Consider the following 14,724-nt stretch of genomic DNA (forward strand, 5'->3'; position numbering starts at 1 on the left):
TAGGACCCAGGGGGAGCTAGAAGTTCACCTTGTAGCTGATCTTGAAGCCGCGGCCGTACTCGGGGTTGCCGTTGTTATCCACCACGAAGTCCGCGTAGGAAAGGACCAGATCCCAGTAGCTCCAGCTCAGATAGAAGCCGGTAAGGCTACCATTCACGCCGGAAACGTTTGTCGCAGCGTCGTAGAGGTGGTCCACGCTGGCATCCCAGGCTTTCTCCGCGTTACCCACGAGGATAGCGCTCACGTTGCTGGCGGTGTAGGAGCCGTACTTAGCCTCAAAGCTGGAGTTGGGGAAGAGGAACTCGTTGAGCTTGAGGCCCACCGCATACTTGGTTTCAGCGTTGTTGGCCGTACCACCCGTGGTGGCGCGCGTTACGTACTCGCCGAGAAGGCTGGGCTTCAAGGGGATGGCCAGGGCCTCGGTCTCAGCCTTCACCCCGTACTTGACGGTGGTGTAGCTGTTCGCCGGAGCACCGGCCACATCCTGGCTGTGGTAACGCCCAAGGAGCGTGGCCTTCAGGATGCCCAAGGGAAGGGAGAAGTCCCCATAAACGGCGATATCCGTCCTGGCCCCAGGGGCAAACTGCGGCCGTACATCGTAAGAAGCGGTGAGGTTCAAGCCCTTGATCAGAGCGCCTTCGGCCTTGCCGTCATGGCTCAGGTTGGCGCCGTACTGGGTATAGTCGCTACCGGAGGAAACGTAGCTGTTGTTGGCAGCGGTTTCCTTAGCGGCACTGTCATCCGGGGTACCGTCGTTACCCGCATCGGCCACCCGGTAGTAGCCGCTCAGGCTGAAGGCAGCGAACTTCAAGCCAGCCTCCGCCCCATACGCGGTACGGGCTCCTGTACCGGTGTAGGTGTCGTAGAAGCCACCCAGGGTAATGGCGCCCAGGGACACGGTAGCCTTGGCCCCATAGCCCTGCTGGTCGGCATGGAAGGGAGCGGCGTTGGCACTGTTGGCGGGATCGGCATCGTAAGAGAGCATGTTGGCGAAGGTCACGCCAGCCCCGATGCTCCGGTAGTTCCCCTCCACCGTAATCGGGCCCACACCAGCCTTGGCCTTTGCGTAGTAGCCGTTGGCGTTGGCTGCCGCATCAGAGGAGAAGTACTCACCGGAAAGGGCCACCGGGCCCAGGGCTAGATCGCCCCCTACCCCGTAGACGGTAGTGGCACCTGTACCCCCGCCCAAAATGTCGGTGCCCTGCTGCACCACAGCACCCCTGAGGGAGAAGCCCTGCACGGGAGAAAGCAGTAGGCCCGCACCCCGGGCATAAAGATTATCCCCGTTGGCCCCAAGCTTAGAAGCGTACACGGCCGTGAGGGTAGCGCCCAGAACACCGGGCTTGTAGGTGGCCACCAAACCGTGGCCGTAGCTTACGCCGTCATTGTCAAAGACGTACTCGCTGAACTTGGTTTTGACAGAGCGGCCGAAAGTAAAGGACAAGGACTGGTCCTTGGCTACAGCTAGGGTCGTGGACACTTCGTCCACAGTAACGTTAAGCGGAGCATATGTAGTACCCTTTACAGGGTTGGCAATAGACCCAGTCAGGCTGAAGCCCACCAGCCCAGGGTAAGTGTTATACCCACCGGGGCTGGACTTGGCATCCAGGGCATTGCTCTTAAGGGTGAGGCTGAGGGTAGCTGTGGTTTCGCCCTCGGCGTTCTTACCCAGATCTGCTTCATCCACCACGAGCCCGTTACCGTTGCCATCACCCGTGGAGAAGTTGGAGGAGAACACCCTGTCGATATCGAAATTGTTGTTTGCGCCACCCGAACCGGCAAAGGCCCCGAAGCCCAAGCTCAGGCTCCCGCTGATGGTGAAGGCGTTCCGCTCCAGCTTGGACACCTTGCCGGAGAGATCACCCACGGTGCCCTCGAGCTTGGAAACCTTCTCGGAGAGGCCCACCAGGTCGGAGCGGAGGGCAGCGGCGAACTCCTGCACCGCGGCTACGTCCTCCTTGGAGGCGAACTGCTCAAGGTCCACCCCCTGGAGGTCCGCCAGGCCCTTCTCCAGGGCGGTCACCCGGTCCTGCAGGGAGAGGACATCCTGGTTGAGGAGCACGGCGAGCTCATTAAGGGCCTGGATGGCCTGGGCGTTGGCCTCCACCTGGGTCTGGAGGGAAGCCAGGTCGCCCTTCACCCCTTCCACATCCTGGGCCAAGGCATCGAGCTGCTCGGCCAGCTGCTGGGCCTGGGCCAGGGCGGTGTCGGCGGCGATGGAGGCAGCCTCCACCCGGTCAGCCAAGTCCTGAAGGGCTGCCTGGTCCATGCCGGGCTCAGGGGCAGGCTGGGCCTTGAGCTCCTGGATCATGGCCTCGAGGCGGGCGATGTCCTCCTTGGTGGCAGCGCTGTCCTCGAGGGCCGATACCCGCACGCCCAGGGCAGCCAGCTCAGCGGCCAGCTCCTGGACGGCGTTCTTCAGGGCCTCGATGTCCTCGGAGGACATGGCCTCCATGGTGGGGGACTCACCCTTGGCCTTCATCTCCTCCTCGATCTGCTGCAGGAGGCGGTAGATGAGGAGGGCCGCCTGGTAGCGGGTGAGGGTCTCGTTGCCCCGGTAGGTGCCGTCGGGGAAGCCTACAATAATTCCCTTAGCCGCCAGGGCCTCCACCGCCTCCTTGGCCCAGTGCCCTGCGGGCACGTCGGAGAACTGGGCCAGACCGAAGCCCATGGAGAGCACGGTCAAAAGCCCCGCCAGTAGCATGACTAGCCTTTTCTTCATACTTCCTTACACCCCCTTTAGGGTTTCGGAAGCTCCGCTTTGGGCGAGTTGCCGCGTTTCCTCCCCAAAGGGTGCCTTCCGGGACGCAAGACCTGGCTTCCAAGAAAGAACTTTCGCCTTGCGTCCGCTGGTATCATAAAAGCCTCACCCGAGCCTTGTCAAGCCTTTTGGCCTTAAGGTTTTGCTATACTCCGCCGAAGGAGGGGGGTGGGAGGAAGCAGAAAACCGGCAAGCCAAAGGCAGGAGGAAGGCGGGAAGCGCAGGGGGCCGAAAAGGCCTGACGAGGTGGCGGACCCCGAGAATGGGGATAACCGGCCAAGGCCGGGAAAGGTCGAGGAATCCGCGGATGCCGCCCGGGGTGTGCCCGCCCCGCCCGCCTGAGAAAAGCCCCAAGGGAAAGCCCTCTTTAGGGACAACCGCGGGGCAGGGCGAAAGGATGGGAGGTTCTGGGTGGCCAAAGGCCTGGCCACCCCCAAGGACGGTATATGTGTGGGATCGTAGGCTATATCGGTTTTCGGAACGCCACGGATGTGCTCATAGATGGCCTTAGGAGGCTGGAGTACCGGGGATACGACTCCGCCGGGGTGGCGGTGAGGACGCCGGAAGGGCTTAGGGTGGTGAAGCGCTCGGGGAAGCTTTCCGCCCTGGAAAGCGCCCTGAAGGAGGAGCACTTGGAGGGGCCTTTGGGCATCGGCCATACCCGCTGGGCCACCCATGGAGCCCCCACCGACCCCAACGCCCATCCCCACACCACGGAGGACGGCAGGATCGCCGTCATCCACAACGGGATCATCGAGAACTACCTGGAGCTTAAAGAGGCCCTAAGGGCGCGGGGGCACCGCTTCGCCTCGGAAACCGACAGCGAGGTCCTGGCGCACCTCATAGAGGAGAAGTACCAGGGGGACCTTTTCCAGGCCCTGAGGGAAGCCCTGAAGGAGGTGCGGGGAGCCTATGCGGTGGTGGTGGCGCACGAGGACCACCAGGAGATCGTGGCCGCCCGCACGGTGAGCCCCCTGGTGATCGGCCTGGGGGAGGGGGAGAACTTTTTGGCCTCGGACGTGCCCGCCCTCCTTCCCTACACCCGCCGGGTCATCTTCCTCCACGACGGGGACCTGGCCCGCATCACCCGGGAGGAGGTGGTGGTCACGGACCTCGAGGGCCATCCCCTGCCCCGGGAGGTGGTGGAGATTGACTGGACCCTCGAGGCCGCCGAGAAGGGGGGCTTCCCCCACTACATGCTCAAGGAGATCTACGAGCAACCCTGGGTGCTGGAAAACACCCTGGGGGGACGGCTTAAGGAGGAGGAAGGGGATGTGGAGCTCGGCCTTGGCCTGGACCCTCTGGCCATAGACCGCATCCACGTGATCGCCTGCGGCACCGCCGCCTACGCTGGCTGGTACGGCAAGTACCTCCTGGAAGCCCTGGCCCGCATCCCCACGGAGTGGGATGTGGCCAGCGAGTACCGCTACCGGGACCCCGTGGTGGACGAAAGGACCCTGGCCATCGCCATCAGCCAGTCGGGGGAAACCATAGATACCCTGGAGGGCATCCGGGAGGCCAAGGCCAAGGGGGCCAGGACCCTGGGGGTCATCAACGCCAAGGGCTCCAGCATCACCCGGGAGGTGGAGGACGTGCTCTACATCCATGCGGGCCCCGAGATCGGGGTGGCCTCCACCAAGGCCTACATCGCCATGCTTTCCGCCATGGCCATGCTGGCCATCCACTTTGGCCGAAGGAGGAGAATCCTCGGCAAGGAAGAAGCCCAGGGCCTTCTAAAGGAGATGCGCAAGCTTCCCCGGTTGGTGGAGGAAGTCCTGGAAAAACGCCCCCTCATCGCCCACCTGGCGGAGAAGTACCACCAGGCCCAGGACTTCCTCTTCCTGGGCCGGCACGTGCAGGCCCCCACCGCCTATGAGGGAGCCTTGAAGCTCAAGGAGATCAGCTACATCCACGCGGAGGCCTACCCCGCCGGGGAGATGAAGCACGGGCCCATCGCCCTGATCGACGAGCACCTGCCGGTGGTGGTCCTGGCCACCCGGGGGCCCCTTTACGAGAAGACCCTGTCCAACATCCAGGAGGTGCGGGCCCGGGGCGGCAAGGTGATCGCCATCGCCACCGAGGGGGATGGGGAGATCGGGAAACTGGCCCAGGATGTGTTCCCCGTGCCGGAGGTCCACCCCCTTCTGGCCCCCATCGTGAGCGTGGTACCCCTGCAGCTTCTGGCCTACGAGATCGCCGTCCTCCTGGGGCGGGACGTGGACCAGCCCCGGAACCTGGCCAAGAGCGTCACCGTGGAGTAACCTAGCGGACCAGCTCCAAAAACACCGCCACCAGCTTGGGGTCCAGGCTCCTTCCAGCCTGGGCTCCAAGTTCCTTCTGGGCTTCCTCAGGGGTCCAGGACCGCTTGTAGGGCCGCTCGGAAAGGAGGGCGTCGTACACATCCGCCACCGCGAAGATGCGGGCCTCGAGGGGGATTTCCTCCCCCTTTAGCCCCTTCGGGTATCCCGAACCGTCCCAGTGCTCATGGTGGTAGAAGACCACGTTTAAGGCAGTTTTTGAGAGAAACGGCAGGTTCTTGAGGATGTCCAGGCCCACCTCGGGATGGGTCCTCACCACCCGCCACTCCTCGGCCTGCAAGATTGCCGGCTTGCGGAGGATCCTGTCGGGCAAAGCCAGCTTGCCCAGATCGTGGAAGTAGGCCCCCAAGCGAAGGCCCTCGAGGTCGGGAAACCCCACGGCCCTTCCCAGCCGCAAGGAGAGTTCCGCCACCCGCTCCGTGTGCCCCTTGGTTTCCAGGTCCCGGTACTCGAGGGCCCGGGCCAAGGCCCTTAAGGCTGCTTCCCGGGTCCGGCTCAGGGTGTCCAGGTGGGAAAGGCGCTCTAAGGCTTCCTCCAGCCTGCCCGCCACCATCCGCAACACCCCCTCGTCCTCAAGGCGGTAGGGAACCGGCTTCCCAAAGGAACCCAGGGCCAAAACCCCATACCGCCTGCCCTCGGGCTTAAGGGGCACCAGGAGGGCGGAGCGAAGCCCGCTTTCCGCATAGGGCCTCAGGGCCTTGGGAAAGCGGGCGTAGTCCTCCACATACACCGGCCCCTCCCACAACCCGGGGTGGCCTAGAAGCCCCTCGCCAAAATGAATGGGATGCTCCTGATAAAGCCGGGGAAGGCCCTTAGGATACCGCCCCGCCATCACCCCAGGCCGCACCATTCCCTCCTGGAACAGATAAAGGGCCCCCGCGTGGTAAGGGGTGAGGCGAAGAAGGGTTTCCAGGGCTTCCTTGGCCATGACCAGGGGATCGCGGGCTGCCTCCAGGGCCAACGAAAGCTCAAGAAGCGCCTGGGCCCGGGAGGCCTCGGCCTTAGCCCGCTCCAAGGCCTCTATGCGGCCCAATACCAAACCCGCCGCCTCCGCCAGGGCCTGGATCCAGAACTCCTCCTCGGGGAGGATCTCTCCGGCTCCGCCGGCGGTGTCCATGGAGAGCACTCCAAATGGTTGTCCCGCGGCATTCCGCAAGGGTACGCCCAAATAGACCCCGGGCTGGGGCCTGCCGGAAAGAAAGATGACCCGAGGGTCCTGGGTCACGTCCGCCAGGTAGAGGGGCTTCCCCTTCTCCAGCACCACCCAGGAGATGCCCTTTCCCCGGGGAAGCCTGAGGCCCACCTTGTCCTGGCTTAGGCCCGCGGCCGCCACCAGCTCGAGGGCATCCTCCTTTGGGCGATGGAGGAAGAGGAGAACGGAAACCGCCCGGGTAGCCCTCTTGGCGGTTTCCACCACGGTCCGGTAGACCTCCTCCGGCCGCTCCAGGGGAGCCAAAAGACGCCAGGCCTCAGCCAAGGCCTGGAGGCGCCTTAGCTCCCGCACCTGGAGGCTTGCGCCATCGAGCCCTTCGGGCTGGCCAGGGGTCATAACACCCCTTCACTCTACCAGGTGGGCCCGGCCCTACCCCCAAACCCAAGGGAAAGGGCAACCAAACCCAAACGGGGCTCGGCCTCAAAGGACCGATCCCAGGGGAAGCGCAGGCCCTCGAGGTCCACCCGGTACCCTTCCAGCTCCAGGTACGGCCAAAGGGCCGCCACCCCCTGGGCCTCCACGGGCAAGGGCTCCGGGAAACGGGCCCGCACCCAAGGGCGGCCCACCTCCCCCCACCAGTAGGCGAAGTAGGCCTCGGCCAGGCGCCTAAGCCGCCCCTCCTGGTCCCTCAGGAAGAGCCCTCCCTGAGCCAGGGCGCTTCCCAGGTTGTTGGCCGGGGTACCCCAGGAGGCGTAGGAGGCAAGGCGAGGGTAAAGCCCAAGGCCCAGCAGGTAGGCCATGAGGCCGGGATCCCCCCGGTTCACCCGGGAAAGATCCGCCAGGGCCACGGGGAAGCGGGACATGAGGCCAAGGAGGTCGTGGGCAGCCCTCCTGGGATTCCCACCCCCGTAGACGTAAAGGACCAGGTCCGGCCTCCCTTCCAGGGAAACCTCCGTGGCCAGAGCACTCTGCAACATCCCCCTCACCGTGTCCCGCAGGGGAACCCCCTCATAAGGGGTGGTGCGCTCCGCCAGGGCCTCCTCCTCGTAGACCACGGTCACCTTCAAACCTGGCCTGAAGGCCCTCAGGAGAAGCACCTGCCCTGCCTCGTCCGCCCCGGGCCGGCTGGGGTAGGACAGGGTCCGGGCCTCTCTGGGGGCGGGGGAGTTGCGCAGGGCATCATCCCAAACCGCCTCCAGATAAACCCCGGGAAGCCCTGGCCAGGAGGCCAAGGTCTCCAGGACCGCCCGGTTTCTCTGCCGCTGGGTGGCGTCCCAACGGGGCACCACCCCGAAAAGGAGAAGCTCCCCCCCGTAACGAACCCTCCAGGCCAGCAAGGGTGCAAGCCGGGCCAAGGCATCCTCCGCCGGCAGGGCCAGGTGGCGGCTTTGGAGGAGCCCGCCGTAGGCCAGGGCATCCAGGCTGGCCACCAGCCTTTCCCCTGGGCTCGCCAAAAGCCAGGCCCTTAGGGCGGCAAGATCGGCCCCCTCAGGCCCCCGGTAGACCTCCCGGGGAGGGCAGGCCACCCGCTCCCAGGCGCATGGGCCCCAGTTGGGAGGGCGGTTGTCCAGGGGCAGGTAAAGGATGGGGGCTTGGGCCAGACCCAAACCCCAAAGGAAAAGCCCCAAAAGCCCCAGGCCCCACACCCCAAGCCCTAACTCACCTTCTCGTGGGCCTCCGCCAGGTAGCGCTCCGCCATCATGGCCGCCCGGGTGCCCGCCCCCACGCTGGTGGTGAGCTGGCGGTAGATGGGGTCGGCCACATCCCCGGCGGCGAAGATGCCGGGCACCGAGGTGAACACCTCGTCCCGCACCAATACGTAGCCGTCGGGCCTGAGCTCCACCACCCCCTTGAGGAAGGCGGTGTTGGGCTCGTGGCCGATGAAGACGAAGACCCCATCCGTGGGGTAGACGTACTCCTCCCCCGTCTTCAGGTTTTTGAGCCTAACCCCTGTAACCTGGTCCTCCCCCAGGACCTCTGTGACGATATGGGAGAAGAGGAAGTGCATCTTGGGGTTCTGGAAGGCCCGGGCCTGGGCCACCTTGTTGGCCCTCAGCTCGTCCCGGCGGTGGATGAGGGTTACCTTGCGGGCGAACTTGGTGAGGAAAAGCCCTTCCTCCACCGCCGCATCCCCACCCCCTACCACCACCACCTCCTTGTCGCGGTAGAAGAAACCGTCGCAGGTGGCGCAGGTGGATACCCCCCGGCCATAGAACTTCTCCTCCCCGGGCACCCCGAGCTTCCTGGGATTGGCCCCGGTGGCGATGATGACCACACGCCCGAAGTAGGAGCGCTCAAACCCCCGCACCAGGAAACCCCCGTCCTGGGCCTCGAGGCCCAGCACCTCGTCCATGACGATCCTGGCCCCGAACTTCTCCGCCTGCTGGACCATGCGGCTGGCCAGCTCCGGCCCGGAGATGCCCTCGGGGAAACCCGGGTAGTTCTCCACCTCGTCGGTCTGGGCGATCTGCCCTCCGGGAAGGCCCTTTTCCAGGATGACGGTCTTGAGCTGGGCCCGCCCGGCGTAAATCCCCGCGGTGAGGCCCGCAGGCCCGCCGCCGATGATGACCACGTCGTACCGCTCCTCCTTTTCGCCGCTTCCCGCAAGCCCCGTGAGGGTGAACTCCATGGATCCCTCCTCCTTCGTCCAGGTTACACCCCCCACATACCTAGTGGGGGTATAGCCCATCCAGTTTCCCCCAGGCCCGGGGCATCCGTCAAGGGAAATCCGGCCCAAGCATAAAGGCAATCCGAGCCGCATCTGGTGACCCCAGGGGGATTCGAACCCCCGTCTCGGCCTTGAGAGGGCCGTGTCCTAGGCCTCTAGACGATGGGGCCGCGCGCGGCTCGGACTGCTTCTGGTGACCCCAGGGGGACTCGAACCCCCGCCGCCGCCTTGAAAGGGCGGTGACCTAACCACTAGTCGATGGGGCCAGGTTTTGGCTGGGGTGCGTGGACTCGAACCACGACCGGCGGATCCAGAGTCCGCTGTCCTGCCGTTAGACGACACCCCAGCGGCTTTTGCCCGATCCCTCGGGCAGAGGTTATGGTACACTCTGAAGGGCAGATTGGCAAGCCCCAGGGTGCTCTCTATGGCGGTGAACGAGGAAAGCCTTTTGGAAGTTCTAAGCCGGTATGTTTCCCCCCGGGCTGCGGAGAACCTGGTGAGGCGGGCCTTGGCCCAGAGGATGCCCACCTCGCCAGGGGAGTGGGCGCACCTTCTAGAGGAAACCCTCTGGCCTGAGCTCCGCCGCCTCCTGCCCTTCCGGGAAATGCCTCCCGAGCTTAAGGCCCTGGCCCGGGAGTGGAGGGATCTGGCCTCTTCCCAGGTGGCGGAAGCCGAGGCCACCGAAACCGGGGAAGAAGAACTGCCCTTGGAGGCCGTGGACCTCGAGGACCCCTTGGCCCGCCAGCACCTGGCCAAGAGGCTCGCCCGCCTGGAGGGGGTGACGGGGGTGGTGGTGGCGGGTAAAAACGGCAAGGAGGAGCTTTTTTCCGGGGAGCCCGTCCCCTTGGACCTGGCCTACCCCCTCCTCAGGCGCCAGGGATATGGGGTCTTCTATGCCATTTTGGAGAGGGAAATCGTGGCCCTAAGACCCCTGGCCCAGGGATACATCGGCCTTCTCGCCAGAAAGGAAGCCAACATCGGCCGCCTCCTCCACGCCTTGAGGCGGCTCATATCCCTAGCGGAGGTCAGCGGATGAAACGATGGTTAGCCCCAGCCTGGTTCCTCGGCCTTTTGGCCTTGGCCGCCCCCCTACCCCAGGTTTACGACCGCCTGGAGGAAGCCTTAAGGCAGGTGCGCCTGGAAAACCCCACCCAGGCCCTGGCCGCCCTGGACCGGGCGCAAAGCCTTCTGCGCCAGGAAAGCGAGGGGCTTCCTCCCGTGTTGCGCGACGCCACCCTCTTGCACCTGCAGGATGCCCGGCAGGCGGTGCTTAGGCAAAGCCGGGTGGACCTCGAGGCCCGCCTCCTCCTGGTGCACCACCTCCTGGGCAAGGCGCTTTACGATGGTTTCTTCCAGGCCCCCGCTGGCCAAAAGGCCCCCTACCTCACCCGCCTGGTCCGGGCCACCGGTTTATCCCAGCCCCTGGCCCAGGGGGCGGAAAACCTGGCGCCCGAAGAAGCCCGGCGCAGGCTGGAAGCCGCCTACCTGCAACTCCTGACCGAGGACCTGGGCCAGGCTCTTTCCGCCGGCTCCCGACCCCAGGCCTACCTGGCCTTGGCCCGGGCCTACGCCCGCTTTTTGGTGATCCAGGATAGCCCCCAAAGCACCCTTAAAGCCCAGGACTTCATCCAGGCCCTGGGCAAGGTCTCCAGCGGGGAGGACTTCCGACCCTCGGTAAGGGATTTGCAGGAAAAGACCCAGGCCTGGCGGAAGCATTTGCAAACCCTGGCGGCACCTCCCCCCACGGCTACCTCCACCCCTTCGCCCGCACCAGCCCCATCCCCTACGGGTTCCTCTGCGGGGAAACCCTCCACCACGCCTCCGGCTGCTTCCCCGCCCTCCCCCCCTGCCCCTTCGCCTTCCGCTCCCCAAGCCTCCCCTGCGCCTTCCCCTTCGCAGGACGCGGTGGCCACGGTGGAAACTTTCCGCACGCCCCCTTGGATGGACCCCGAAACCGCCAGGCAGTTCCGCCAGCAAGCCCACGACCTGGGATACAACTACAACTTTGAACTCCTTGACGCCGTAGACCAGGTCTTGTTGGAGGTAGGGCTTGCCGCCAACGCCCTGGGTAGGGTCAATCCCGACCTGGCCAGGGAGCACCTGCAGAGGACTCTCTGGCGGTTTCAGGTGCAGCTGGAACCCCTCTTCTCCTTGATCAACCCCGAGCTTACCCAGCGGATAAGCTCCAGCCTAATCCACCTCTCCACGGCAACGGGCCTTCGCACCCTGGATGTGTTCGCCGTATACGAAGGCCTCGAGGAACTGAAGAGGCAGTTCGCCCAAGGCCCAGCCTCCACCCCCTGGCTTTACTTCAAACTCTGGCTCACCCTTAGCGCAGGCATCCCCCGGGCCGTCCTCTTTCTGTTGGCCGCGGCCTTAAGCCTTTTTCCCCTCTACCTGATCCGCCTCACCTTTGGGGGGCGAAACGTCTACTGGAACCTGCTGGCCCTGGCCTTTCTCTTCCTCTTCCTGCCCATCGTGGTGGAGGGGCTCTCCTACTTCGGCGCCATCATGGCCGACTACGGGGGCGCACCCTTCCTGGCCTTCCTGAGCAACCTCTCCATCGGCCAAGGCCTGGTGCCCTACCTGGCCTGGGGGAACGCCATCTTCCTGGTGGTGGCCTTCGCCGCGGCCGGCCTCAGGGGCATCGCCGCCCAGTTCGGCCTTCTCAAAGAGCGGGGGCGGGAGGTAATCGCCACCCAAGACCAAAGGCCATCCGCCACCACCCTCACCAGCGAAACCATCGTGGAGTGGGACGAGGAGTTTTAAGGCCCCAACCCGGCTAAACCAGGTTGGGGAAGCCCCTCATTCCAAGCGGGTACCCGGCCCTACCCCATACCCCCGCGCCCAGTCGGCGGCGGGCATGGGGCGTTTTCCCTCGGGCTGGACCTCCAAAAGCCGGATGGCTCCCTCCCCGGTACCCACCAAGACCCCTTCCCGGTCCACCCCCAGCACCACCCCAGGCTCCCCCGCCCCCGGCTCGGGGCGCATCCTCAGGACCTTCACCCGCCTGCCCCCGTGGAAGAAGTAGCTTCCCGGCCAGGGCTGCACCCCCCGGTGGCGGTTGTAGATGGCCTGGGCGCTATCCGCAAAGCGGATACGCCCTTCCTCCTTGGTGAGGAGAGGGGCATAGGAGGGCTCGCCCTCCTGGGGCGTGGGGGTGAGGTGGGGAAGGTTTTCCAAGACCCAAAGAAGAAGCTCTATGCCCTTGTCCCTGAGGCGCTCGGAAAGGGCCACCGCATCCTCCTCGGGGCCTATCTCCGTGCGCCAGAGGGCGTAAAGGGGGCCGGTGTCCAGGCCCTCCTCGGTCTTCATGATGGCCACCCCGGTTTCCCTTTCCCCGTGGATGAGGGCCCAGGGCACCGGGGCCGGGCCGCGGTACTTGGGAAGAAGGGAGGGATGGAGGTTCAAAAATCCCAAGGGGGGAACCTCGAGGACCTCCTTGGGAAGGATCTTGCCGTAAGCGGCGGTGACCGCCACCTCCGGGGCCACGGCCTTAAAGGCCTCCAGAAACTCCCGGTTCCCCTTGAGGCGTTCGGGCTTCAAAAGGGGAAGCCCGTGGGCCAAGGCGTACTCCTCCACCGGACTGGGAGCGGGCTTGAGGCCCCGGCCCTTGGGCTTATCCGGCTGGGTGACCACCAGGACCACCTGGTGGTGGCGGTTTAGGGCATCCAAAACCGGCACCGCCCAGGCAGGCGTGCCGAAAAAGGCCACCCTCATCCCTGGGAAAGCTCCTTCAAAAGCGCCCTGGCCTCCTTCTGCATCCGGGCCAGCTCCGCCCGGTTTTCCTCCAGGAAGGCCTCCCGCTTGGCCTTGGGCAGGCGTTCGAAGAAGAGGATACCGTCCAGGTGGTCAATCTCGTGCTGGAAGACCCTGGCCATATACCCCTCCAGCTCCAGGGCGCGGGGCCTTCCCTCCTCGTCCTGGTATTCCACCCGGATCCGCTCCGCCCGGGGTACCTCCTCGGCGTAGAGGCCAGGGAGGGAGAGGCACCCTTCCAGCCCCTCCACCTCCCCCTCCCGGTGGGTGATCACCGGGTTGGCCACCACGTAAATCCGGCGCGCCAGGTCGCGGAGGGGCCTCTCCTCCCCCTCGGGCTCATCGGCGTACTCCACCGCCACAAAGAAGCGCTGGGAAAGCCCAATCTGGGGTGCGGCCAGGCCCACTCCCCGGGCCTCAAACATGGTCTCCAGCATGTCCTCGGCAAGCTTCTTGAGGCCCTGAAAATCCTGGACGGGCCGGGCTTTTTTGCGCAACACCGGGTCCCCGTAAAGGCGGATGGGGTAAATCATCCCACCTATTCTAGCGCAAGCCGCACCCTACCCAAAACCTCCCCCAAGACCCTCACCCCCGGAGGCAGGTTAAGGATCAAGGGAGCCGAAACCTCTCCCGGGCGGAAGCTTCCTTCCAGCCTCGCCTCCACCTGGGTCAAGCCCGCCAAAGCCTCCTTGGGTCCCACCACCTCCACGGCCCTGGGGGCATAGTCCACCACCCTTAAGCCCGCCGGGGGCTTCAGGACCAGGGGGACCTGCTTGCGGAAGAGGGGGGCCTCCCGGGACACCACCTGCACCTGGGCGGGAAGAAGCTCCACCCCGGGAAGGGGCCCCTGGGGGCCAAAGGCGGTAAGGGCCACCGTATCCCCTCCAAGGTCCAGGCCCAAGGCCACCACCGCCTCCTCCACCCGGCTTCTCGGCCCCTTAGCCTCCACGAAGGCGGGCTGGGTTTCCACCCACGCCCCCTGGGAAAGGACCTCCACCGGCAGGGTGCGGGTGAGGAGGGCCTCCACCCGGCCCTCCACCCGGGCAGGGCGGATCTCCAAAACCTCCACCCCCTGGGGCACGGCCACCCGCACCTCCCGGGAAAAGGCCCCCTCGGCCCCGGAGAGGTCCAGGTAGGCGGACACGGGAAGCCTGGCCCCCTCCACCAGGGGAGCTGGCCCCCTCAGGCGTAGCATGACCTCCTTGGGCACTCCCTCTGCGGTGCGCTCCCCCCCAAGGCCCACCACTTGGAGGGGCACGCTCACCGCCCGCTCCACCACCGGGGCCCTTTCCTTTAAGGAGTACCAGACGGCAAAAGCCGCCAAAAGGGCGATGAGGAAGCTCCCCCAGTCACGCACGGAGCACCTCCTTGAGCTTCTCCCGCAGGGCCTCGAGGCTCATGGGCGGGGAAAGCCTTCCCCCCTCCGCCAGCCTTATGGCCCCTGTTTCCTCGCTCACCACGATCACCAGGGCATCGGAAACCTCGGAAAGCCCCAAGGCCGCCCGGTGCCGGGTGCCCAGGCCCATACGGGCCTCAGAGAGGGGAAAGACGCACCCCGCGGCGAAAAGCCGATCCCCCCTCAGGATGGCCCCGCCGTCGTGCAAGGGCGTGCCGGGGTAGAACACCGTCTGGAGTAGCCGGGCGGAAAGCCTGGCCTCGAGGATCTCCCCCGTGGCCGCATACTCCCCCAGGGGGGTGCGCCTTTCCAGGGCCAGGATGGCCCCGTAGCGCCGTTCGGAAAGCCGGGCCAGACCCAAGAGGAGCTCCTCCAGGGCCAAAGAAGGAGCCCTGGGCCCCTGAGGCCGGCCGATGCGCTCCAAAAGCCCCCTGAGTTCGGGCTGGAAGACCACGATCAGGGCGAAGGCCCCTAGGGTGGCGGCGTTCCCCAAGAGCCAGGAAAGGGTGGAAAGCCCAAGGAGGCTGGCCAGAAACCAGACCACCAGGTAGACCAAGACCCCCCGCACCAGGTTCAGGGCCCGGGTTCCCGCCATGAGGCGCCAGAGGTAATAAAAGAGGATGCCAACGAGAAGGATATCCAGGACGTCGCGCCAGGTGAGGGGCATGG

General features: G+C 65.6%; 11 protein-coding genes and 3 tRNA genes. 3 read left to right on the forward strand and 11 right to left on the reverse strand.

Features of this window, described 5'->3' with window-relative positions; all coding sequences use genetic code 11:
* Nucleotides 1-16: 16 nt before the first annotated feature.
* Nucleotides 17-2,722 carry an S-layer homology domain-containing protein gene (locus tag KQ693_RS02135; protein ID WP_267261784.1) on the reverse strand — a complete coding sequence of 902 codons (2,706 nt, stop codon included), beginning with the start codon at nt 2,720-2,722 and terminating at the stop codon, nt 17-19.
* Between the two features lie 485 nt (nt 2,723-3,207).
* Between KQ693_RS02135 and glmS the strand changes: the two genes are divergently transcribed.
* A complete protein-coding gene (glmS, locus tag KQ693_RS02140; RefSeq protein WP_219758852.1) occupies nt 3,208-5,022 on the forward strand; it encodes a glutamine--fructose-6-phosphate transaminase (isomerizing) in 1,815 nt (604 codons plus the stop codon).
* Between the two features lies 1 nt (nt 5,023).
* On the opposite strand, the gene KQ693_RS02145 is transcribed toward glmS, so the two are convergent.
* The 6 genes from KQ693_RS02145 to KQ693_RS02170 all read right to left on the reverse strand — a co-directional run bounded on the left by KQ693_RS02145 (nt 5,024) and on the right by KQ693_RS02170 (nt 9,246).
* Entirely contained in the window at nt 5,024-6,628 is a 1,605-nt protein-coding gene (locus tag KQ693_RS02145) for an HD domain-containing phosphohydrolase (RefSeq protein WP_267261785.1), read from the reverse strand.
* Between the two features lie 14 nt (nt 6,629-6,642).
* Entirely contained in the window at nt 6,643-7,878 is a 1,236-nt protein-coding gene (locus KQ693_RS02150) for a DUF4127 family protein (protein WP_267261786.1), read from the reverse strand.
* An 8-nt stretch (nt 7,879-7,886) separates the two neighbouring features.
* A complete protein-coding gene (gene trxB / locus KQ693_RS02155; protein WP_267261787.1) occupies nt 7,887-8,861 on the reverse strand; it encodes a thioredoxin-disulfide reductase in 975 nt (324 codons plus the stop codon).
* A gap of 133 nt (nt 8,862-8,994) precedes the next feature.
* Nucleotides 8,995-9,070, reverse strand: a tRNA-Glu gene (locus KQ693_RS02160).
* 21 nt (nt 9,071-9,091) lie between these two features.
* Nucleotides 9,092-9,166, reverse strand: a tRNA-Glu gene (locus KQ693_RS02165).
* Nucleotides 9,167-9,172: 6 nt separating this feature from the next.
* Nucleotides 9,173-9,246 (reverse strand) — tRNA-Gln (locus tag KQ693_RS02170).
* A gap of 78 nt (nt 9,247-9,324) precedes the next feature.
* On the opposite strand from KQ693_RS02170, the gene KQ693_RS02175 reads away from it, so the two are divergent.
* A complete protein-coding gene (locus KQ693_RS02175; RefSeq protein ID WP_267261788.1) occupies nt 9,325-9,936 on the forward strand; it encodes a hypothetical protein in 612 nt (203 codons plus the stop codon).
* On the forward strand, nt 9,933-11,669 hold the full coding sequence (locus KQ693_RS02180; protein ID WP_267261789.1) for a hypothetical protein: 1,737 nt from the start codon (nt 9,933-9,935) through the stop codon (nt 11,667-11,669). The genes KQ693_RS02175 and KQ693_RS02180 overlap by 4 nt, the downstream gene beginning before the upstream one ends.
* A gap of 36 nt (nt 11,670-11,705) precedes the next feature.
* Here KQ693_RS02180 and fmt read toward each other — a convergent pair whose 3' ends face one another.
* From fmt to cdaA, 4 genes are read right to left on the reverse strand one after another with little or no spacing between them, the layout of a single operon-like run.
* On the reverse strand, nt 11,706-12,620 hold the full coding sequence (gene fmt, locus KQ693_RS02185) for a methionyl-tRNA formyltransferase (protein ID WP_038029929.1): 915 nt from the start codon (nt 12,618-12,620) through the stop codon (nt 11,706-11,708).
* Nucleotides 12,617-13,192, reverse strand: a complete 576-nt coding sequence (gene def / locus KQ693_RS02190) for a peptide deformylase (RefSeq protein WP_015718290.1) — start codon at nt 13,190-13,192, stop codon at nt 12,617-12,619. Before def ends, fmt begins: the two co-directional genes overlap by 4 nt.
* 5 nt (nt 13,193-13,197) lie before the next feature.
* Complete coding sequence (locus KQ693_RS02195; RefSeq protein WP_038029931.1) at nt 13,198-14,016, reverse strand: CdaR family protein; 819 nt, start codon at nt 14,014-14,016, stop codon at nt 13,198-13,200.
* Nucleotides 14,009-14,722: a diadenylate cyclase CdaA gene (gene cdaA, locus KQ693_RS02200; protein ID WP_028493723.1), complete on the reverse strand. Its 714-nt coding sequence runs from the start codon at nt 14,720-14,722 to the stop codon at nt 14,009-14,011. Before cdaA ends, KQ693_RS02195 begins: the two co-directional genes overlap by 8 nt.
* Nucleotides 14,723-14,724: the final 2 nt, after the last annotated feature.

The organism is Thermus brevis, from assembly GCF_026427635.1.
Lineage (GTDB): Bacteria > Deinococcota > Deinococci > Deinococcales > Thermaceae > Thermus > Thermus antranikianii.

Bases quoted from the DNA above. Each gene is read 5' to 3' on its own strand.
- KQ693_RS02135 (WP_267261784.1), bottom strand. From the start codon at position 2,722: ATGAAGAAAAGGCTAGTCATGCTACTGGCGGGGCTTTTGACCGTGCTC.
- glmS (WP_219758852.1), top strand. From the start codon at position 3,208: ATGTGTGGGATCGTAGGCTATATCGGTTTTCGGAACGCCACGGATGTG.
- KQ693_RS02145 (WP_267261785.1), bottom strand. From the start codon at position 6,628: ATGACCCCTGGCCAGCCCGAAGGGCTCGATGGCGCAAGCCTCCAGGTG.
- trxB (WP_267261787.1), bottom strand. From the start codon at position 8,861: ATGGAGTTCACCCTCACGGGGCTTGCGGGAAGCGGCGAAAAGGAGGAG.
- KQ693_RS02175 (WP_267261788.1), top strand. From the start codon at position 9,325: ATGGCGGTGAACGAGGAAAGCCTTTTGGAAGTTCTAAGCCGGTATGTT.
- KQ693_RS02180 (WP_267261789.1), top strand. From the start codon at position 9,933: ATGAAACGATGGTTAGCCCCAGCCTGGTTCCTCGGCCTTTTGGCCTTG.
- fmt (WP_038029929.1), bottom strand. From the start codon at position 12,620: ATGAGGGTGGCCTTTTTCGGCACGCCTGCCTGGGCGGTGCCGGTTTTG.
- def (WP_015718290.1), bottom strand. From the start codon at position 13,192: ATGATTTACCCCATCCGCCTTTACGGGGACCCGGTGTTGCGCAAAAAA.
- cdaA (WP_028493723.1), bottom strand. From the start codon at position 14,722: ATGCCCCTCACCTGGCGCGACGTCCTGGATATCCTTCTCGTTGGCATC.